Genomic DNA, 16,459 nt, shown 5'->3' on the forward strand with positions numbered 1-16,459 from the left:
TCGCCGACAAAACGGTGATTGGCGCGGTCGAAGACGCGCCAATCACTCCCGAGTTAGATCTGATAATCCATATCGGCCATGCTCGCGCCCGGAGCCGTCGGCGGGGCTTTCTTCTTCGGAAGTTCAGCAACCATTGCCTCCGTGGTGACAAGCAGGCCCGCCACCGATGCCGCGTCCTCGAGCGCCGTGCGCACCACCTTGGTCGGATCAATAATTCCCTTTGACATAAGGTTGCCGAACTCGCCGGTCTGGGCATCAAATCCGAAGGCGTATGTATCCTTGTCCAGGATCTGTCCGACCACCAGCGAACCATCCTCGCCCGCGTTGATCGCGATCTGGCGGGTCGGCCACGAAAGCGCTTTCTTGACGATGTCGACGCCAAAGCGCTCGTCCTCGTTGGCTGGTTTCAGTCTGTCGAGCGCCTTGATGGCGCGGAGCAGGGGAACACCGCCGCCAGGCAGAATGCCTTCCTCGACTGCCGCGCGGGTCGCATGCAGCGCGTCGTCGACGCGGTCCTTGCGCTCCTTCACCTCCACTTCGGTCGCCCCACCGACACGGATCACCGCGACACCGCCCGCGAGCTTGGCGAGCCGCTCCTGGAGTTTCTCACGATCGTAGTCGGAGGTCGTCTCCTCGATCTCGGCCTTGATCTGGGTAATGCGAGCTTCAATGTCGGCCTTCTTGCCGCCGCCGTTAACGATCGTGGTATTTTCCTTATCGATCCTCACATGCTTGGCGTGGCCGAGCATCTTGATGGTCACGCTCTCCAGCTTGATACCGAGATCCTCGGATATCATGGTGCCGCCGGTAAGGATGGCGATATCCTGGAGCATCGCCTTGCGACGATCGCCGAAGCCGGGCGCTTTCACCGCCGCGACTTTCAATCCGCCACGCAGCCTGTTCACGACGAGAGTGGCGAGCGCCTCCCCCTCCACGTCCTCGGCGATAATGAGCAGCGGCTTGCCTGACTGCACGATCGATTCGAGCAGCGGAAGCATTGGCTGCAGACCGGACAGCTTCTTTTCGTGGATCAGAATGTAGGGGTCTTCGAGCTCGACCCGCATCTTCTCGGCGTTGGTGATGAAGTAGGGCGAGATGTAGCCGCGGTCGAACTGCATGCCCTCGACCACCTCGAGTTCGGTCTGCAACGACTTCGCCTCCTCGACCGTGATGACGCCGTCGTTACCGACCTTCTTCATGGCGTCGGCGAGGAAGCGGCCGATCTCGGCATCGCCATTGGCCGAAATGGTTGCAACCTGCGCGATCTCGTCGTTCGAGGTGACTTTTTTCGAGTTCTTCTCGATATCGCCTATCAGGGCTTCGATAGCGCGGTCGATACCCCGCTTGAGGTCCATCGGATTCACGCCTGCGGCGACAGCCTTCGCTCCCTCCTTCACGATCGCCTGGGCGAGCACGGTGGCGGTCGTGGTGCCGTCGCCAACTCGATCGGACGTCTTCGACGCCACCTCGCGCACCATCTGGGCGCCCATGTTCTCGAACTTGTCTTCGAGCTCGATCTCTTTCGCGACCGTCACACCATCCTTGGTGATACGTGGCGCGCCGAACGACTTTTCGAGAACGACGTTTCGGCCTTTCGGTCCGAGCGTTACTTTCACCGCATTGGCAAGAATGTCGACGCCGCGCAGCATCTTCTCGCGGGCGTCGACCGAAAATTTGACTTCCTTGGCAGCCATGGTCTTGCTCCTAAGATACTGTTCATCGGTTAGCCATTACATCGGGCGGGCTTTCAAGCGGCTTTGCGACTGGCGCCGGACTCCACCAGCACGCCCATGATGTCGTTCTCTTTCATGATCAAATACTCGGTGTCGTCGATCTTGACCTCGGTGCCCGACCATTTGCCGAACAGCACGCGATCGCCCACCTGAAGGTCGATCGGAACGAGCTTGCCGGCCTCGTCACGCCCGCCGGGCCCGACCGCCACGACCTCCCCCTGTTGCGGCTTCTCCTTGGCGGTATCGGGGATGATGATGCCTCCGGCAGTCTTTTCCTCGGCCTCAATGCGCTTGACGACTACCCGATCGTGAAGCGGACGGAATTTCATTGCGCTCCTCCTCGGCTGTTTGTGGAGATGACAGGGAATCGCAGCCATCGACAGGCGGAAGTCTGCGACAGACAGGCGGAAGTCTGCGGCTGCAGTATGCGACCTAGGTGGCTCAGAATTGCGCTTCAAGGGACTTGCAAAAAAAATGATCGACGGCAGCGGGGGTTACAGGCGTTCCAGGAACAAACGGCTCCACGCGTCTGTTATGTCGTTGCCTGCCGCACAGGACTGCCGCGCCTTTGCAGAGCGCCCGTCCTGAGCAGGCTTGAAAAGCAACCGACGGTTGGTGGAGGCGCAGCCGTGCTTACCGCGCCTGCATATCAATTGCGCCCGTCGCCGCATGTCGTCGTGATCGGAAACGAGAAGGGCGGCTCGGGTAAAACCACAATCGCGATGCACGTCGCCGTGGCGCTGCTGAAGGCCGGCCAGCGCGTCGCAACCATCGACCTCGACGGCCGGCAACGGACCCTCACCCACTACGTCGAGAGCCGGCGCGGTTGGGCGCGGCGGAGCCAGGTCGATCTGGAACTGCCGACGCATTTCTGCATCGCGCGCGTCGAAGGCCCGGTGGTGGAGGAAAACGAGGCCGCCGAATTCTCCGATTTCCAGCGAGCCGTTGCCGCCGCGCAGGATCGCCATGACTTCGTCGTGATCGATACGCCCCCGCATGACAGCTACCTGATGCGGCTCGCCCACTCGATCACGGACACCCTGGTGACGCCGCTGAACGACAGTTTTCTCGACCTCGACGTGCTGGCGACACTCGATCCGGTTACGTTGACGGTCACCGGGGTCGGCCACTACGGCGAGTTGGTGCGCGAGATACGCCGCCATCGCCGGCCGGTTGACGGCGCTCTCATCGATTGGGTCGTGGTGCGCAACCGCATTTCGCCGCAACGATCATCTACCGCCCCGGTTCTTTGCGGCTGCTTGCAGGAACTGGCCCTCAATGCAGGTTTCCGGGCCATGACTGGCCTTCAGGAGCGGGCGATCTATCGCGATCTTTTTCCCCGTGGGCTCACCGCGCTGGACGAGCTCTGCGAGACAATGCCCGACAGCGACGGGGAGGAGGCATCTCGTCTCCCCGCGCGCTGCGAGGTTCAGGGCCTGATCGAGGGGTTGAAGCTGCCAATCGACGATCGCGGTCGCCGCCGCGCGGCACTTCGCGCCGAGTGGTTTGCTTCGCGCAATAGCGCGCTGGATACCGATATCCTGGCCGGTCCGTAAGGTGGGAAGCGTCACTACGGAGCTTGCGTCCAAAAAACTTCGTGAGCATCGGAACGCCCGTGCGCGGTGTGGGTTCGTTGGAAGCCGTAACAAGCAGTAAAGGAGATTGCGGAACATGACAAATAAGTCGCGCATTTGCTCGATGGCCGGCATGGCGATCGCCGGCTCTTTGGCCCTTGGCATCGCCAGTGCATCCGCGCAGGCAATCTATGTCGATTCATATGTCGACCCCTATCCCGTGGCGGTGGCTCCCGGCAGCGTCTACGTCGCACCGGCGCCGGTTGTCGCGGCGCCGCCGATTGTACGGCCACGCACCGTGGTGGTGAGCCGTCGGGCCTATGTGCCGGCCCCCGCGTTTGGCGCGCCGTTGCCTTTCGACTACGGACCCTACGGCTACACCACGGAAGTCGGCTATACCATTTCCGACTGGTAAGCCGGTCGCGTAGACGCCGCGCAGGAGGCCCCGCCGAGGCGGGGCCTTTCTTTTCGCGTCCGTCGAATTCCTTGAGGAGCGGTTGGGCCGGACTAGGCGGCGCGCGCAATCTTGGAACGCAAGCTGCGCCTTCACGCAGCCACTTAATTCTGTCACGATAGTTTTTTGAGGCGCCAGCCTCGTCACAACCACAAGAGCGGCATCAACGCTCCAACGGAAACGTCCCATGCTCATTCCCATCGCCGATGTGCCACGCTGGTATGCCGAACGGAAACCGAAGGACACCATCGCGGTCAGTCACGGCGCCGATGCCATCACCTGGGAGCAGCTCGAGCGCAATGCCAACCGACGCGCCCGCGCCTTCGCCGCCAAGGGCGTCAAGCCCGGCGATTTCGTCGCCATCGGCTTGCCCAACAGCAACGTGTTTTTCGAGACGACCTTTGCGGTGTGGAAATGTGGCGCGACGCCGACATCGCTGACCTGGCGATTGCCGCGTGGCGAGGCCGCAGCCGTGCTCGACATCCTCAAGCCTTCGCTCGTCGTCGGCGGCCAGCCGGACTGGAACGCGCCGAATTCACTGCCCGCCGATTTCGTTCCCGAAGGTTTTTCGGACGAGCCGGTAACCAATCCGGTAGCACGTTACTGGAAGGCGATGACCAGCGGCGGCTCGACAGGGCGGCCCAAGGTGATCCTCGACCACATGCCAGCGGTAGTGGAGACGACCGCCCCCTCCCCGCTCGGCATTCCGCAAAACGCCTCGCTGCTCAATCCCGGGCCGCTCTATCACAACGCGCCGTTCATCGTGTCGCACACCGCGCTGTTCAACGGCGGTCGCGTCACCGGCCTCGTCAAGTTCGACGCCGAGGAGACGCTGCGCCTGATCGAGAAAAACCGGGTGCAATGGGTCAATTTCGTGCCGACCATGATGCATCGGATCTGGGCGCTGCCCGGCGACGTGCGCAATTCCTACGACCTCTCCAGCCTGGAGATCGTGTTTCACATGGCGGCTCCGATGCCGCCATGGCTTAAGGAAAAATGGATCGAGTGGCTTGGGCCGGAGCGCATCTATGAGCTCTATGGCGGCACCGAGCGACAGGGCGCGACGATCATCTCCGGCACCGAATGGCTGGCGCACAAGGGCTCGGTCGGCAAGATCGGCGACACCTGCCGCCTAAGGATCATCGGCGAGGACGGCAACGATGTAGCGCTCGGCGAGACCGGCGAGATCTATTTCCTGCCCAATGATGGCCCCGGTTCCACCTATCACTATCTCGGCGCCGAGCCGAAGCGCCGGCCGGACGGCTGGGAATCGCTCGGCGATATCGGAAGGCTGGATGAAGAGGGCTATCTCTATCTCAGCGACCGGCTCGCAGACATGATCCTGCGCGGCGGCGCCAATATCTATCCGGCCGAAGTCGAGGCCGCGGTATCGGCGCATCCCGATGTGCGCTCTTGCGTCGTGGTTGGCTTGCCCGATGCCGAATTCGGGCAGCGCGTGCACGCCATCCTCGAACTCGACCGCGGCACAGATGCGCAGGCCGTCGCCGACGGCATGGCTGCGTTCCTGGCCGACCGGCTCAGCCGCTACAAGCATCCGGAAAGTTTCGAGGCCGTCCATATCGGCTTGCGCGACGATTCCGGCAAGGTTCGCCGCACGTTGCTGCGCGACGAACGCGCCGGCTGGCTGAAGGAGAACCGCGATTTCCGGATCATGCCGGCCCGTGCGCGGGCAAACGTGGAATGATCCTTAATTGGTCCTGGAACAATTGTGAATCTGCCCCCTTATGAGTCGCATGCCGGCTCATTTTGGGGGACACTTTCAAGACGGCCGTTTGCAGCATAGATTGTGATGAATTCCCGCGCTTTCGCCCTCACGAAAGGCGCGCCGGTTCGCCAGGAGACCATCCATGCCTTCTTTGACCGAATGGAGAGTGCCGCCCGCAAACCAGCCGCGCCCGGGCGATTACGCCTTCGACCTCGATAAGACTTTGTCGTCGGTGGTCGGGCTGCATTCGATCATTCCACCCGACGCCTTCAGCGCCGAGACGCTCGGCACCGAACGCGCCGGCAATGGCGTCGTGATCGATGACGGGCTGGTGCTGACGATCGGATATCTCATCACAGAAGCGGAGGCCGTCTGGCTGCACCGCGGCGACGGCCGCGTGGTGGAAGGCCACGCGCTCGGCTTCGATTTCGAGTCCGGCTTCGGCCTGGTGCAAGCGCTCGGCGACCTCGACCTCGATCCGCTGCCGCTCGGTTCTTCAGCCACTGCTGCGATTGGCGACCGCGTCGTGGTCGGCGGCGCCGGCGGGCGCACGCGCTCGGTCGCCAGCCAGATCGCCGCTAAGCAGGAATTCGCGGGCTATTGGGAATATCTGCTGGATGAGGCGATCTTCACTCATCCCGCGCATCCCAATTGGGGCGGCACCGGGCTGATCTCCAGCCGCGGCGAACTGATCGGCATTGGCTCACTGCAGCTCGAACGCGAGCGCGAGGGCAAGGCCGAGCACGTCAACATGATCGTGCCTATAGACCTGTTGAAGCCGGTACTCGACGACATCAGAAAATTCGGCCGCGTCAACAAGCCGGCGCGACCATGGCTCGGCATGTTCACGACCGAAATAGACAATCGCGTCGTGGTGGTCGGCATCGCCAGCAAGGGACCGGCAGCGCTCGCCGAATTGAAGACCGGCGACGTCATTCTCGCTGTCAATGGCGACAAGATCACCAGCCAGACCGGCTTCTATCGCAAGCTCTGGTCGCTCGGCAGTGCCGGCGTCGACGTGCCGCTCACGGTCTACCACGAGGGCCTCACCTTCGACGTGGTGCTGGCCTCGACCGACCGTGCCAAGCTGTTGAAAGCGCCAAGGCTGCACTAGACGACGAGGCTTTCACTAGATTGAGGCTACATTGAAATAAGGGATGGCTTAATGAGCGAGGCCGTGGTGGACGACATCGTGGCCGTGCTGCCGCCGCTGTTGCAATCGCTGGAAGCCCTCGGCTTTGTCGCGCGCTACCTGAACCCGCCCGATTTCGACCGCGTGATGGAGGCGGCAGGCCAGCCTGACGAAGCTTTGCGCGCGGTTCGGTCGAAGCTCGCAGAATGGCCGGCGGAGTTCGCAGATATCAAGACCTCTCTGGAAACGGCGAGCGATGCGGCACTCGCCGCGTTCGCCGGCCTGCGCGTCGTCCAAAATGGCCAAGGCGATTTCACCAGCCTGTTCCGTGCGCTGCGTTACGCGCCACGCGCGCAGGAGGCACTGTATACGCTGTCGGCGAGATTGCCGCCGATAAGTGAGTTCTTTGTCGACCCTGCGCTGCGCGGAGACGCTGATCTCGCGGCAGGGCTGGCGGCCCCGGCTAACGAAAACACCGGCATCTTTCACAATCAGAACGAGCCTGGCAGCCGCGGCGGCTTCTCGCTCTATGTACCGGAATATTATACGCCCGAGCGCGCATGGCCGCTGGTGATGGCGCTGCACGGCGGCAGCGGCAATGGACGTGGCTTCTTGTGGAGTTGGCTGCGCGACGCCCGCAGCCGCGGCGCGATCCTGGTCGCCCCGACCGCGACCGGCTCGACCTGGGCACTGATGGGCGACGATACCGATACGCCAAACTTGATGCGCATCCTGGAATCGGTGCGCGCACGCTGGAACATTGATCCGAAGCGGATGCTGCTGACCGGGATGAGCGACGGCGGCACGTTCTGCTACGTCACGGGATTCGAGAGCGCCTCGCCCTTCACCCACCTCGCGCCGGTCGCGGCAACGTTTCATCCGCTGATGGCCGAAATGGCCGATGCCGACAGGCTGCGTGGCCTGCCCGTTCACATCGTGCACGGCCGGCTCGACTGGATGTTTCCTGTGCAGGTGGCGCGGCAGACTGCCCAAGCGCTGTCTGCCGCGGGTGCCAGTGTCATCTATCGCGAGCTCGATGATCTCAGCCACACCTATCCGCGCGAGATGAACGCCGAGATCTTGCAGTGGCTGAACGGCCAGTCCTGACCACCGGCGACGCCATCGACACAATCTGGTCGGAATTTATCTCTATCAGCAGAACAACTTAGCCAACAACGTGGGGGCGTTGATCAGACCGGTTCATTGAACCGCGACAGGATACGTCATGCCCTCGAACACCGGCCTCGCCGCTCCACCGCCTACCGCGCGTGCCTCCAATTCGCTGCTGCTTTCGAAAGGCGTCAGCCGCCTCGAAGTCACGCTGAAGCTGACGACCGCGATCCTCGCGCTGGCCGCCGGCGTCTACACCTATCTCGGCGTCCGTGAACTGCTGAACGGCAGCCCGACCACGGTGTTCTTCGCCGCGGTGATCTATTCGGTGGCCGTATCGGTCGGCATTTACGCCTTCTGGATTTTCCTGATGCAGTTCATGCCGCACGTGGTGCACCGCACCGGCCGCGGCCTAATGTTCGGCTGCATGCTGCTGGGCTCGCTGATGATCGTGGCGATGTCATCCTGGCTCAACGCCTCGGCGCTGGCAGGCGCGGCCGCAATCCAGCAGCATCTCGCCATCACCGTCCAGAACTACACCCGCGACCTCGATACCGCAAACAGCAACGCCATCGCCGCGCAAGGCTTGTTGCCGGATATCCAGCTCGCCTCCTCGCGGTTCGCGAAACTGGCCGACGCCGAACGCGCGGGATCACTGACCGGCACCGCCGGGTCCGGCACTGTGGTGCAGCTTCTGACGCAGATGTCCGGACAGCTCGACAGTCTCGGGCAGGAAGTCCAGGCGTCGGCCAAGCGCGTCTCGGCACTGTTCGAGCAGGGCGGCAAGCATCTGGCGAAGATGCGCGAATTGATTTCCGACCGTGGGCCGATCTCGACGCGCAGCGATGCGTTTGCGACCGAATCCTTGGCGCTGTCCGGCGTGATCGCCAACCTGCAGCAGACCTCGGTCGCGCCCGCCGTCAAGCGCGCCGCGGCGTCGCTGTCGTCAGGCTTCATCGCACCGGCCGCGGGCGGCCGCACGGCCGATCTCGCCGACCGGCAGACTGCCGTGGTCGGCAAGGTCGAGAGCTCGATCGCGACGCAAGCGGCTTCGCTCGCCGATGCCGCCGACAAGATCCTGGCCTTGCCGCGGGTCGAGCCGGCGCGATTTCAGACCATGTCGCCGGCCGAAGCCGTGCTTCGTTACGCCGGTGATTTCATTCCGAGTTGGGCCGGCGCGATCTCGATCGATTTGATGCCGGCGGTGCTGGTCTTGATCCTGTGCGTGGTGCACGCCGCGATCCGGCGCGAGGGGCTTCCCGCGTTCAGTGCCTCCGACATGACCGCGGGCGAACTGGTTTCGGCCCTGCAGATGGCCCGCGAAGTCGAGGACGCGCGCCGCGTGGCGCCACGTGAGGCCGGGAGCAAGGCCCCCGCGGAAGAGCCTGTGGCCGATCAGGCGACGGAGACGGACGAAAACGTTACCTCGCTATCGTCGGCGCGGCATACCAAGTAGGTATCGCCATGCAGCCATCCGCAACGCTTCGACAGCGCGTTCAAGCCTTTCTTGCGGCCAATCCGGACGAAGCGATCCTGCGCTGGATCTTCCGCAGCATCGTCACGATCACGATTGCTGTACTGGCGGCCGATCTCGCCGGTATGAATGGATGGATCGGCGCTACCGATCCGGCCGTCGAGCGTAGGCAGGACACGCCTTCGCAGAACCTTCCCGATGCGGTGCCATCCATTCTGGCGCCGCTGGCGCCCGGCGACGACAAGCGCCTGACGCCACGGCCGCAAGCAGATGACGCGATGGCCAAGCCGATGAACTTCGAGCTGGTGGCTGGCGGCAAGCTGATGGCGACCGGCACAATCACGCCAGGGATTTCGGATGCGTTTGCAGCCGAGGTCGCCAAGCGCGGCGACTACATCAAGACGGTGGTGCTGAATTCGCCGGGTGGTTCGGTCAGCGATGCGTTGGCGATGGGACGGCTCATTCGAGACCGTAATTTCGGGACCGAGATCGAGGCTGGCAAGCACTGCGCCTCATCCTGCCCGCTGGTGTTCGCCGGCGGCGTCGAGCGCCGGGTCGGCGACAAGGCAATCGTCGGCGTGCATCAGGTCGCGGCGCTCGGCACCACAGCCGGCCTGCCCCGCGACGAGATGAACGTGGCGCAAAATATCTCGGCGCGGTGCCAGCGCTATCTCGGCGACATGGGTGTGAACCTGCAAGTCTGGGTGCATGCGATGGAGACGCCGCACGACAAGCTTTTCGTGTTCAAGCCCGATGAATTGAAGTCGCTCAATCTGGCAACGGCCACAGGGACGGCACCTTCCGCCTCGGCGCCCCGCCCGGCGCCGTCGAAGGTGCGATCGTAGATCGGGGAACCATACCTCGACCTCGGCGTTAGTGACCGGTCACGGAGGTATCGCATGCAGACGTTTGTCGGAATGGTTTTGGGCGCGTTGCTGCTGGTTTTCGGCGTCTATGTCTACGATTCCATGCGGACGTCGAGCGTCGCCAGCGGCCAGGTCGCGCAGGCCAATCGCACCCTCGTCAATTGGGATGTCGCGGCGGAGGACTGGAAGGCGCTGAAGACGCGTGCCCACGACGATTGGGTCAAGATCACGTCGCGATGATTCCTCGGTAATTTCCTGGCGAGATCGTCACAGCATTCAAACGCCGTCGTCCCCCGGACGACGGCGTTTTGATGCGCGCTAATTGCTCTTCTTCGCCTTGCGCGCGTCGGCAATCGCCATCTCGAACTCCGCCATGGTCAGGATGCCCGGCACGCGGAACTTGCCGACGATGAAGGACGGCGTTCCCTTGAATCCGAATGCCACTGCCTGATCGTGGTTGCGGGCGAGAATGGTGTCGATTGCCTTCGCATTCGAACTGAGATCGCGATTGAGGCGGTCCATATCGATGCCGGCGCCTGCCACCAGTTCGCGGATGCGCGGCTCGGTCAATCTTGAACTGACGCCGATCAACGCCTCGTGCGCCGGCAGGTACTTGTCCTGATACTTGGCGGCGAGCGCCACCCGCGCCGCGTACTTTGAGACGTCGCCCAGGATCGGCCAGTCCTTCAGCACCAGACGGACCTTGCCGTCGTCCTGCACCACCTGCTGGATCTCGGGCGCGATCTTGCGGCAGTAGGGACAGTTGTAGTCGAACCATTCGACGATGTTGATGTCGCCGTCGAGATTGCCGGTCGCGGGAGCGTCGGGGTCGCGTAGCACCAGGGCTTCGGTCAGGACGTCATCGCCTTGCGCGAACGCCGGACGTGACGGGGCGCTGGCGCCAAGCAGGGCTGCGCCTGCACCGAGGAGGCCAAGCGCTTCGCGCCGCGTCGGGCCTGGGATCGTCCCGGCCGGATTATTCGATCGCTTCATCTGGGCCTCGCGAAGGGCTGCATTTTCCTGTCTACGACTGAGATAGGGATATGTTACGCGCCACCATATAGAGCGCCACGGCAATAATGACCACGGCGAACACGATGTTGAGTGCACCGCGGCGCTCGGCGAGGTGCCGCGCCGAACGTGTGCCGGCCAGTCCGCCGGCGAGACCGCCCGCCACGAACAGTCCTGCCAATGCCCACGACACCAATCCGGACCAGGCATAGCTCGCGGCCGTGGTCAGGCCGAATGCGGTGACCGCCACCAGCGAGGAGGAGACCGCGTTCATGATCGGCATGCCGGTTGCCAGCATCAGGGCCGGCACGATCAAAAATCCGCCGCCGATGCCGAAGAATCCCGACACTGTTCCGGTGGCGAGGCCGAGAGCGACAATGGCCGGCATGTTCGCCATCGAGACCTTGACGTCAGGCAAGCCAATCCGCGACCGCGTCTTCAGCATCAACAGCGCGATGACGATCATCACCAGCGCGAACAGCGCCAGCAGCTTCTGGCCGTCGACCATTTTGCCGAGGATCGATCCGCCGAAGGCGCCGGCCATGCCGGCGGCGGCGAAGATCAGCGCGCAGGACCAGATCACGGTGCCGCCGCGCGCATGGTTGGACAGGTTGAGCGCGGCGTTGGCGGCCACTGCGATCGCACTGGTGCCGATCGCCATATGAGGCTCCGCCACGCCGACCACATAGACCATCAGCGGCACGGCGAGTATCGAGCCGCCGCCGCCGACCAGGCCGAGCGAGAACCCGACCAGCATCCCCGACGCCAGTCCCAGCACGCCTTGCGCGGTGGAGATGATCAAGTTGAAAGACTCTGTTGCACGGCACGACCATAGAAGGATTTTCTGCAGATCGCCATGGCCGCAGCACAAAGCTGCACTGCAATACCCATCGGCCGATCAGGCTGCGACATGCCCCCTCTCTGGCGATGCGCCCTCACGGCTAGTCAGTGCCATCAGTGTGCCGGTCATGGTCGCGATCAGGGTCTCCTTGCCGTCATGCGTCGCATAGGCGCGGGCCTCGCATACCGTCAGCGTACGGCCGGGCTTGACGATGCTGGCGCGGAACGCGAAGCGCTCGCCGCGCGCCGGCGCCAGCAGGTTGGTCTTGAATTCCACGGTGAGGACCCCCGCACCCGGCGGCATCAGCGTGAAGGCGGCGACGCCGCAGGCATTGTCGAGCGCAGCCGTGATGATGCCGGCGTGGATGAAGCCGTGCTGCTGGGTGAGATCGAGCGAATAGTCCATCGCGAGATCGGCCTCGCCCGGCTCCAGCCGCGCGATGGATATGCCGAGCGTCTTCATCGCGCGCTGCTGCTCGAACATCTCGGTCGCGACCGCGCGATAATCCGGGTTCTTCGGCTGGTAGCGTGACATTGGTCACGCCATCGCCGGTTCGAGATGCCGCATGGCGGCGTCGCGGATCACGGGCGCGAACGGAATCGACTTGCGCGCCTGCCGGTCCAGGTGGACGCCGATGGATTCGCAAGTGGCGGCGATCTCGCCGGTTTCGGCGTTACGCATCTCGTGGACGAAGCGGATCGACTTGTCGCGAACCTCGAGCACCCGGCTCCTGACCTCGACGATGTCGCCGGCCAGCAGTTCGCGCTTGTAGCTGATGTTCTGCTGCACGGCGGCCATGCCGCGGCCGGAGTTGCGCAAGTACGACGGCGTCAGCCCGAGCCGGGCGAACAGATTCCAGTTCGCCTCGTCGAACTTGCCGACATACCACATGATGTTCATATGCCCGACATGATCGCATTGCCACGGATAGACCGTGCCGCGATAGGTCGCGTCCGTCTCCATCGTTGCCCCCGCTGTCTTGTCTCTGCTGCTGATACGGTAGCGTATCAGACCATCTCCGGGTTAGCAATACGGCACCGTATCAACACTCGGTGAGACCGGACCATGAGCGATGCCAAAGGAGAGGCGCGAACCGGAGATGCGCGCGCCGGCGAGGTTCGCCACGAGAGCTGGATCGAGGCCGGTTTTCAGGAAATCGCCCGAACCGGGGTTGAGGGCGTGCGGGTCGAGGTGCTGGCCAAGAACCTCGGCGTCACCAAGGGCGGCTTCTACCGCCGCTTCCGCGACCGCGCGGGCCTGCTGGACGCCATGCTGCAGCACTGGAGCGCGGGCCGCATCGCCGCGATCGAGAAACAGACCACCCTCGACGGCACCACCGCCCGCGAGCGGCTGAAGGCGCTGATCACGCTTTATTCCCAGCGCATGAATACCGAGGCCATGGCGGTCGAGCTCGCGATCCGGCAATGGGCCCGCTCCGACGAGCTGGCCGCAAATGCGGTGGCGAGCGTGGACGTCGCGCGGCTGAAGAATGTCGGGCATCTCTATCGCGCGACGGGACTGACGGCCGAGGAGGCCGACGCGCAGGCGTTCCTGTTCTACTGTTTCGTGTTCGGCCAGAGTCTGCTGTTTCTCGAACGGGGCCAGCGCAAGCGCGCGCAACTGGTGGCGAAGTCGGCCGAAACATTGCTCCGCGAGATATAGGCGCGGCCGAAGCTTCCGGCCGCGCCCACGTCGATTGCTGGCTAGGCCGAGCCCTTCAGCTTCTTGTTGCATTCGCTGTAATAGCCGCCGCCCTTCTGGATCCACTTCATCCCGCCATTGGCGTTGCTGGCCTTGTTGGCGTTGTATTGATCGAGGCAGGTGTTGAAGCGCTGCTTCGTCGCCGTCTCCTTCGAATATTTTGCATCCACGGCGTTCGGATAGACCGCAGGACCTGACGGCGCGGCAGGCGCCGCAGCTTCCTTGGCTTCCTTCTTGGATTCTTTCTTGGCGGCTTCCTTCGGCTCCCCGGCGGGTGCTGCCGCTGCCGCCGGAGCGGGCGCGGCGTCGGCTCCGCACTGGGCTTTCCGGAAGTCGTTCCACTTCTGGCCGCCGAGCGTGCCGGCGGCCTTCGCGGCCTGGTATTTGGCGCTGCATTCCTGCGCCGTCAGGGCATTCGCCTGCGAGGTCATTGCAAACCCAGCCAATGCCGACAGCGCAAACGCGCCCAGTATTTTTGCTTGAATAGTCATCCCTGGTCTCCTTAGGGCAGCAGTCATCTGCGACAACCATCCTAGCGCAACCACAGCTTGCGACAACGCATCGAGCCACCTCTGTCATAAAAATTTTCTGGCACCGAGCCTGCGCGATCCGCCGTCGCATTCAGCCCGCGTTCAGCCAAGACCGGGAGATGTTTGTGCAGACATTGTGCAGGCCTCCTCCCTGCATTGCTGCAATCGCGTGGCGCATTTGTCCGGTGCAGGCGGATTTGCCATAAGGCGCGTGAGCTTGATCCCCGCCTCGATATCCTCCGCTATGGCCGATCGCGCCAAGATTCTCGGTACGCTCGAGACGCTCGTCATCGGTGCCGCCGGCGGCCTGCTGTTTTTGTGGCTTAACCTGCCGGGCGGGTTGATCTCCGGCGCGATGGCCGCGGTGGGCATCGCCGCGCTGGCAGGGCGGCCGGTCACCATGCCGGCGATCCTGACGCAAAGCGTTTTGGTGCTGCTCGGCATCACGCTGGGCTCGCTGGTGTCGCGGCAACTGATCCAGCACATGAGCGCCTATCCCCTGACCATCGGCCTGTTGGCGCTGGCGACATTCTGCTCGACCTTCGGCTCGAGCTTGTATCTGCAGCGCGCGCACGGCTGGGACCAGACCTCGGCGCTGCTGGCGGGAAGCCCCGGCGCGCTGTCGCAGATCACCATGCTCGCCGCCGAGAAGGGCGCCGACGTCGCGGCGATCGCGGTGGTGCAGACCATGCGGGTGATCATCCTGACCGCCGCCCTGCCGCTGCTACTCGCATTGACCGACATCGCGCCGACGGCGCCGGCGGAAGTCGCCAGTCTCGTCGCCTCGCCGCTCGAACTCGCCGTGCTGGCGGCGGCAGCCGTCGCCGCAGCCCTGCTGCTGCGGCTCGCCAAATTTCCTGCGAGCTGGATGTTCGGCGCGATGATCGCCTCCGCCGCGCTGCACGGCACCGGCCTGATCGAGGGCGGCCTGCCGCCCTGGATGCGCGGCGTGGCGCTGGTCGGCATCGGCGCCGTGATCGGCACGCGCTTTGCGCGGATCAGCAAGTCGACGCTGCTCAGCCATATCAATGCCGGGCTCGGCTCGTTCGCCGTCGCGATTCTGATCTCCGCCATTTTCGTCACGGTGATCATGCTGGCCACCGATGTGCGCTTCGCCGACGTCGTTGTCGCGTTTGCACCAGGCGCGATGGACGCCATGCTGGCGCTGGCGCTCACGCTGCATATCGATCCGATCTTCGTCGGCGCCCATCATCTGTCGCGCTTCGTGTTCGTCTCGATCACGACACCGGGAATCATGCACCTGTTCGGCCGCCCGCAGGAGGATGTGGACGATTGAGGGCGGCCCCCCGACCTATCCACGTCATTGCGAGCGCAGCGACTTGTCCGCCGAAGCCTTGGCGAAGGCGGAAGCAATCCATCTAACCCCGTGCTGAACCATGGATTGCTTCGCCACGCTCGCAATGACGGGCGGAGATAGCGCCACCCACCACTGTCATCCCCGCGAAGGCGGGGGATCCAGTACGCCGCGGCTTCTCGGTTCAATCACTGGCGTCTCTGGAATACTGGGTCGCCCGGTCAAGCCGGGCGATGACAACTGAGTATGACTTCGCAATCTCGCGACATGAACTGCCCGAGGTTTGCTCTTAACTCCCACCCTCCTGATCAGAGGGCGCAGGGAAGACCGGGTGCGCGCCGCACCCGCGGTCTCGTGTGCAATTTGCGCACTAAGAACACGCACACGAGCATACAGGTACAGCGGGAGCATCCCGGCCTTCCCTGCGCAATGGCTTTACGGCTTACTTCGTGCTCTTCCCGGTGAACGGCTTTCTTGCCACCGTCGTCCCCGAGAAGCTTCGCTTCCAAAGGACTTAACGCCAGCACCGCGGCGCCAGAACCACACGACTTCGCCGTACGCGTCAGGCGCGTACGTCTATCGCGCCATCCGCGTCCATCGCATCTCACCGCACGTTCGTGACGATGGCCAACGCCCCTCATCTGCCGTGAGACAGGCGGAGTTATGCGGCTGATTTGGGTGAGAACGAAAGCGGAATATTTTTGATTCTTTTTGTTTCCTGGGCTTGACACGATTTCGGAAAATCAGAACTGATTTGCCCGTCGCGCAGTCACAGACGAGATCACAGATGTTAGACCTCATTCTGAGGAGCTGCGCAGCAGCGTCTCGAAGGATGTATGGCACGAGCCGGGCCACATGGTTCGAGACGCGCGAAGACGCGCTCCTCACCATGAGGATTGAAAACTGTAGGTGGGCAAGCGGAAGCGTGCCCACCATCGAGATCGTACGATTGGGAATGAATGGTGGGCACGGCGCTAGCGCGCCTTTGCCCA

At 63.5% G+C, this 16,459-nt stretch carries 17 protein-coding genes; 10 read left to right on the plus strand and 7 right to left on the minus strand.

Annotated features, from left to right (window positions below):
• Positions 1 to 53: 53 nt before the first annotated feature.
• Entirely contained in the window at positions 54 to 1,694 is a 1,641-nt protein-coding gene (gene groL / locus RX328_RS39540) for a chaperonin GroEL (RefSeq protein WP_213246755.1), read from the minus strand.
• A 53-nt stretch (positions 1,695 to 1,747) separates the two neighbouring features.
• Positions 1,748 to 2,062, minus strand: a complete 315-nt coding sequence (gene groES, locus RX328_RS39545) for a co-chaperone GroES (protein WP_213246753.1) — start codon at positions 2,060 to 2,062, stop codon at positions 1,748 to 1,750.
• Positions 2,063 to 2,362: 300 nt separating this feature from the next.
• Here groES and RX328_RS39550 point away from each other — a divergent pair, with 300 nt between their 5' ends.
• From RX328_RS39550 to RX328_RS39585, 8 genes are all read left to right on the plus strand, one after another.
• The gene (locus RX328_RS39550; RefSeq protein ID WP_312017940.1) at positions 2,363 to 3,289 is read left to right on the plus strand and encodes a division plane positioning ATPase MipZ; all 927 of its coding nucleotides are present in this window, start codon (positions 2,363 to 2,365) and stop codon (positions 3,287 to 3,289) included.
• 115 nt (positions 3,290 to 3,404) lie between these two features.
• Positions 3,405 to 3,722, plus strand: coding sequence for a hypothetical protein (locus RX328_RS39555; RefSeq protein WP_213246751.1), 318 nt, complete (start codon positions 3,405 to 3,407; stop codon positions 3,720 to 3,722).
• Positions 3,723 to 3,948: 226 nt separating this feature from the next.
• Complete coding sequence (locus RX328_RS39560) at positions 3,949 to 5,466, plus strand: AMP-binding protein (RefSeq protein ID WP_213246749.1); 1,518 nt, start codon at positions 3,949 to 3,951, stop codon at positions 5,464 to 5,466.
• A gap of 163 nt (positions 5,467 to 5,629) precedes the next feature.
• Complete coding sequence (locus RX328_RS39565; RefSeq protein WP_213246747.1) at positions 5,630 to 6,601, plus strand: S1C family serine protease; 972 nt, start codon at positions 5,630 to 5,632, stop codon at positions 6,599 to 6,601.
• Positions 6,602 to 6,652: 51 nt separating this feature from the next.
• Positions 6,653 to 7,726 carry a phospholipase gene (locus RX328_RS39570; RefSeq protein ID WP_213246745.1) on the plus strand — a complete coding sequence of 358 codons (1,074 nt, stop codon included), beginning with the start codon at positions 6,653 to 6,655 and terminating at the stop codon, positions 7,724 to 7,726.
• Positions 7,727 to 7,844: 118 nt separating this feature from the next.
• Positions 7,845 to 9,185 carry a hypothetical protein gene (locus RX328_RS39575; RefSeq protein ID WP_213246743.1) on the plus strand — a complete coding sequence of 447 codons (1,341 nt, stop codon included), beginning with the start codon at positions 7,845 to 7,847 and terminating at the stop codon, positions 9,183 to 9,185.
• 8 nt (positions 9,186 to 9,193) lie between these two features.
• The gene (locus RX328_RS39580) at positions 9,194 to 10,048 is read left to right on the plus strand and encodes a hypothetical protein (protein ID WP_213246741.1); all 855 of its coding nucleotides are present in this window, start codon (positions 9,194 to 9,196) and stop codon (positions 10,046 to 10,048) included.
• Between the two features lie 54 nt (positions 10,049 to 10,102).
• Positions 10,103 to 10,309, plus strand: a complete 207-nt coding sequence (locus tag RX328_RS39585; RefSeq protein ID WP_213246739.1) for a hypothetical protein — start codon at positions 10,103 to 10,105, stop codon at positions 10,307 to 10,309.
• A 78-nt stretch (positions 10,310 to 10,387) separates the two neighbouring features.
• Here the strand turns inward: RX328_RS39585 and RX328_RS39590 are convergent, their stop codons facing one another.
• The 4 genes from RX328_RS39590 to RX328_RS39605 all read right to left on the minus strand — a co-directional run bounded on the left by RX328_RS39590 (position 10,388) and on the right by RX328_RS39605 (position 12,884).
• A complete protein-coding gene (locus RX328_RS39590) occupies positions 10,388 to 11,062 on the minus strand; it encodes a DsbA family protein (protein ID WP_213246737.1) in 675 nt (224 codons plus the stop codon).
• A 31-nt stretch (positions 11,063 to 11,093) separates the two neighbouring features.
• Positions 11,094 to 11,879 (minus strand): sulfite exporter TauE/SafE family protein, encoded by a 786-nt coding sequence (locus RX328_RS39595; protein WP_213247085.1) that lies wholly within the window; start codon positions 11,877 to 11,879, stop codon positions 11,094 to 11,096.
• A 99-nt stretch (positions 11,880 to 11,978) separates the two neighbouring features.
• Entirely contained in the window at positions 11,979 to 12,455 is a 477-nt protein-coding gene (locus tag RX328_RS39600; protein WP_213246735.1) for a PaaI family thioesterase, read from the minus strand.
• Between the two features lie 3 nt (positions 12,456 to 12,458).
• A complete protein-coding gene (locus RX328_RS39605; RefSeq protein ID WP_213246733.1) occupies positions 12,459 to 12,884 on the minus strand; it encodes an acyl-CoA thioesterase in 426 nt (141 codons plus the stop codon).
• A 102-nt stretch (positions 12,885 to 12,986) separates the two neighbouring features.
• Here RX328_RS39605 and RX328_RS39610 point away from each other — a divergent pair, with 102 nt between their 5' ends.
• Entirely contained in the window at positions 12,987 to 13,583 is a 597-nt protein-coding gene (locus RX328_RS39610; RefSeq protein WP_213246731.1) for a TetR/AcrR family transcriptional regulator, read from the plus strand.
• 41 nt (positions 13,584 to 13,624) lie between these two features.
• Here the strand turns inward: RX328_RS39610 and RX328_RS39615 are convergent, their stop codons facing one another.
• A complete protein-coding gene (locus RX328_RS39615; RefSeq protein WP_213246729.1) occupies positions 13,625 to 14,113 on the minus strand; it encodes a hypothetical protein in 489 nt (162 codons plus the stop codon).
• Between the two features lie 250 nt (positions 14,114 to 14,363).
• Between RX328_RS39615 and RX328_RS39620 the strand changes: the two genes are divergently transcribed.
• Entirely contained in the window at positions 14,364 to 15,449 is a 1,086-nt protein-coding gene (locus RX328_RS39620; protein ID WP_409410721.1) for an AbrB family transcriptional regulator, read from the plus strand.
• Positions 15,450 to 16,459 lie beyond the last annotated feature (1,010 nt).

Origin of the sequence: Bradyrhizobium sp. sBnM-33 (assembly GCF_032917945.1) — a bacterium.
In the GTDB taxonomy this organism is placed as follows: Bacteria; Pseudomonadota; Alphaproteobacteria; order Rhizobiales; family Xanthobacteraceae; genus Bradyrhizobium.

What these genes read in the sequence shown, in the direction of transcription:
- RX328_RS39570 (WP_213246745.1), top strand. Translation starts at nt 6,653, where the DNA reads ATGAGCGAGGCCGTGGTGGACGACATCGTGGCCGTGCTGCCGCCGCTG.
- RX328_RS39565 (WP_213246747.1), top strand. Translation starts at nt 5,630, where the DNA reads ATGCCTTCTTTGACCGAATGGAGAGTGCCGCCCGCAAACCAGCCGCGC.
- RX328_RS39605 (WP_213246733.1), bottom strand. Translation starts at nt 12,884, where the DNA reads ATGGAGACGGACGCGACCTATCGCGGCACGGTCTATCCGTGGCAATGC.
- RX328_RS39560 (WP_213246749.1), top strand. Translation starts at nt 3,949, where the DNA reads ATGCTCATTCCCATCGCCGATGTGCCACGCTGGTATGCCGAACGGAAA.
- groL (WP_213246755.1), bottom strand. Translation starts at nt 1,694, where the DNA reads ATGGCTGCCAAGGAAGTCAAATTTTCGGTCGACGCCCGCGAGAAGATG.
- RX328_RS39615 (WP_213246729.1), bottom strand. Translation starts at nt 14,113, where the DNA reads ATGACTATTCAAGCAAAAATACTGGGCGCGTTTGCGCTGTCGGCATTG.
- RX328_RS39555 (WP_213246751.1), top strand. Translation starts at nt 3,405, where the DNA reads ATGACAAATAAGTCGCGCATTTGCTCGATGGCCGGCATGGCGATCGCC.
- RX328_RS39610 (WP_213246731.1), top strand. Translation starts at nt 12,987, where the DNA reads ATGAGCGATGCCAAAGGAGAGGCGCGAACCGGAGATGCGCGCGCCGGC.
- groES (WP_213246753.1), bottom strand. Translation starts at nt 2,062, where the DNA reads ATGAAATTCCGTCCGCTTCACGATCGGGTAGTCGTCAAGCGCATTGAG.
- RX328_RS39600 (WP_213246735.1), bottom strand. Translation starts at nt 12,455, where the DNA reads ATGTCACGCTACCAGCCGAAGAACCCGGATTATCGCGCGGTCGCGACC.
- RX328_RS39575 (WP_213246743.1), top strand. Translation starts at nt 7,845, where the DNA reads ATGCCCTCGAACACCGGCCTCGCCGCTCCACCGCCTACCGCGCGTGCC.
- RX328_RS39590 (WP_213246737.1), bottom strand. Translation starts at nt 11,062, where the DNA reads ATGAAGCGATCGAATAATCCGGCCGGGACGATCCCAGGCCCGACGCGG.
- RX328_RS39585 (WP_213246739.1), top strand. Translation starts at nt 10,103, where the DNA reads ATGCAGACGTTTGTCGGAATGGTTTTGGGCGCGTTGCTGCTGGTTTTC.
- RX328_RS39580 (WP_213246741.1), top strand. Translation starts at nt 9,194, where the DNA reads ATGCAGCCATCCGCAACGCTTCGACAGCGCGTTCAAGCCTTTCTTGCG.